At 47.4% G+C, this 2,683-nt stretch carries 3 protein-coding genes; 1 reads left to right on the forward strand and 2 read right to left on the reverse strand.

Annotated elements, in window-relative coordinates:
- Nucleotides 1–397: 397 nt before the first annotated feature.
- Together B3157_RS10965 and B3157_RS10970 are read right to left on the reverse strand one after the other, a co-directional pair.
- The gene (locus tag B3157_RS10965; protein ID WP_292590502.1) at nucleotides 398–1,561 is read right to left on the reverse strand and encodes an iron-containing alcohol dehydrogenase; all 1,164 of its coding nucleotides are present in this window, start codon (nucleotides 1,559–1,561) and stop codon (nucleotides 398–400) included.
- Nucleotides 1,562–1,565: 4 nt separating this feature from the next.
- A complete protein-coding gene (locus B3157_RS10970; RefSeq protein ID WP_292590504.1) occupies nucleotides 1,566–2,123 on the reverse strand; it encodes an NUDIX hydrolase in 558 nt (185 codons plus the stop codon).
- Nucleotides 2,124–2,185: 62 nt separating this feature from the next.
- On the opposite strand from B3157_RS10970, the gene B3157_RS10975 reads away from it, so the two are divergent.
- Nucleotides 2,186–2,497 (forward strand): thioredoxin family protein, encoded by a 312-nt coding sequence (locus B3157_RS10975; protein WP_292590506.1) that lies wholly within the window; start codon nucleotides 2,186–2,188, stop codon nucleotides 2,495–2,497.
- Nucleotides 2,498–2,683: the final 186 nt, after the last annotated feature.

Below are 2,683 nucleotides of genomic sequence, written 5' to 3' on the forward strand. Positions count from 1 at the left end.
CCCCTGGTAGATCCACACTTCCTTTGTGATCTGAGATCCGATTCAAAATCATGCACTTCTTGTAGGGGCGAACGGCTGTTCGCCATAAAGAGCAGAGAGAACCAAAAACGTGACGCCACGCGGTTCATGCGGGCTCTACGAAATGGCAGTATCGGGTGATTTGAAGAACACAACAATGCTTACTAGGGTCTCTTCCCCTTCATAGGATATGCAAAGTCTTTGCAGATTCATCAGTCTTTCTTAAGAAAAGGGGCGTGCAGCCGCACGCCCCTACAACTCTATTGCACTCCTCACTCGCTACCCGATTTTCCAAACTCCAAATGCAAAACCTTGTTTCGCTTTCTGACTGAGACTTACGGTCTTTTGGCAAACAGATAACGCTAAACCGAGCATAAGTTCACTTCGCCAGTTCGTAGATCTTCTTAACATCGTCCTTATGAAGTTGTACGAACTGTCCCAGAGGCCCGTCTTCAGTTGCCTTCTTGGCCATCTCCTCAAACTTGTCGTCGGGAATTCCGGCGTCTGTCAGGGTAACGGGAATACCGAGACTAGCAAAGAATTCCTTCAGCCTTCTAATTCCCTCAACAGCGGCCTTTTCAGGATTACGGAAGTCCGGTTCGACGTCCCAGACTCTGTATGCAAATTGGGCAAAGCGTTCAACATCGTGCTTATACACATAAGTCATCCACGGAGCCCACATAATCGCCAGGCCTCCGCCGTGAGCTATGTCGTATATCGCGCTGAGTTCATGTTCCATGCCGTGAGTAGCCCAGTCTCCGATTCTTCCCGTGCTTAGCAAGTCGTTATGAGCTATGGTTCCGGCCCACATTATCTCCGCTCTCGCATCGTAATTCTCAGGCTCTTTTAGAGCTATAGGTGTGTTCTTGATCACTGTTCTTAGAGTAGCTTCGCAGAGTCTGTCCGTGAAATCCACGTTCTTCACATTTGTGAAGTACCTTTCCATGACATGGGACATTATATCTACCGCACCTACCGCCGTCTGGTAAGCAGGCAGTGTGAAAGTCAGTTCGGGATTCATTATTGCGAATTTCGCTCTCATGTGAACACTGTTTGCTGCTCTCTTGTACCAGCCGTCTTCGTTTGTGATTACAGATCCGCCGCTCGATTCGCTTCCGGCTGCAGGAATTGTTAGCACAACACCGAGCGGGAGCATCTTTTCTACTTTCTTGCCGGTCGAGTAGAAGTCCCAGACATCTCCACCGTAAGGTACTCCAATTCCTATCGCCTTGGCCGAGTCGATAACACTTCCCCCGCCAACTGCGAGGATTGCATCGACGTTCTTTTTTCGGCAGAGTTCGATTCCATCTCTTACAAGAGACAACCTTGGATTGGGCATTACTCCTCCAAGCTCGAAGATCTCAACTCCGGCTTCTCTTAGGCTTTTTACAACACGGTCGTACAAGCCGGTCTTCTTTATACTGCCTCCACCGTAGTGAAGAAGAACTCTCTTGCCGAACCGGGAAATCTCGGTTCCAACATGTTGTTCGGTATCTTTTCCGAAGATTATCTTGGTCGCATTGTGAAACGTGAAGTCTAGCATTCAATCACTCCTCTCTTATATGTGTTTTGTAATTGACATCTATACACTCGGACATACCTTCTTCACGACTCTCAATTATCTCTAGTATTCTCTCAATAGCTACTTCGATTATTCTTGCCGTAGCTCCCCAAACTATGAACCCGGGAAAACGAAATCTGATCGTTCTCTTTCCGCTTGGCATGATCATTGGTTCCGGAGCGGAGAGTTTGAGAGCCTCAATCGAAAGAAAGATGATATCCTCCACTTCGCTCTTGTTGAGCCTGAATTTCAGTTCATCGATGAACCCCAGGAACGAAGTGATTTCTCTCCCTGAGGTGACAGTGGTACTGACATTGAGCTGGCATACCTCTTCAAGTGAAGACGGAGAGGCGCCTATCTCCTCCTTCATCTCTCTTATCGCGCATTCTAGAAGAGTTTCGTCTTCTTCTGCGTGACCACCAGGAAAGCTGATCTGCCCAGGATGACTTATCTTCGTAGATCTTCTTGTGAGAAGAAGATAGTATTCGCCGCAGAGCTTCACAATGGGTACGAACACAGATGTCCTTATGCCTTCTCGTTGCAAGTCTTCACCTCGTTCAAATTCTACTATTATTATCAATTATAATGCTTTTAGGAGGCGATGAAGTGAAGGAAGTAACTCTGGCAGAATTGAGGGGAGTCATCGGAAAGGTGGTTATCGACTTTTTCAGCCCCGGCTGCGCAGTTTGTGCGGCGATTGAGCCAAAATTAGAGGAAGTGGAGAAAGCATTTGCTTCCTGGAGGTTCTTCAAGATAAACACAGTAGAGAATCCAGCTGTTGCCTCAGAACATTCCGTGTTCACGGTTCCAACAATAATAGTTCAAGTGGATGGAAGAGAGCAGAAGAGATGGAGCAAATACTTTTCAATCGATGAAGTAGGCGAATACCTGCAGGAAATTGATAAGACCGAGAGTTAGCTTTTTCGGTTCACCGTCATCGGTTCTCCGTTCTCCGTTAAAGAGAGAGAGAACTTCACAATCCGTCATGCTGAACTTGTTTAATCATCTAGGTTTGCTATCTGAAAGTCCGGTTCTGAGAGAGCCTGGGGGTGAAACCCCCCTGGGCTACTCACCAGAAAAACCAAAAGGCCGGGGTTGGGGTGT

The organism is Mesotoga sp. UBA5557, from assembly GCF_002425715.1.
Lineage (GTDB): Bacteria > Thermotogota > Thermotogae > Petrotogales > Kosmotogaceae > Mesotoga.

Bases quoted from the DNA above. Each gene is read 5' to 3' on its own strand.
- B3157_RS10965 (WP_292590502.1), bottom strand. From the start codon at position 1,561: ATGCTAGACTTCACGTTTCACAATGCGACCAAGATAATCTTCGGAAAA.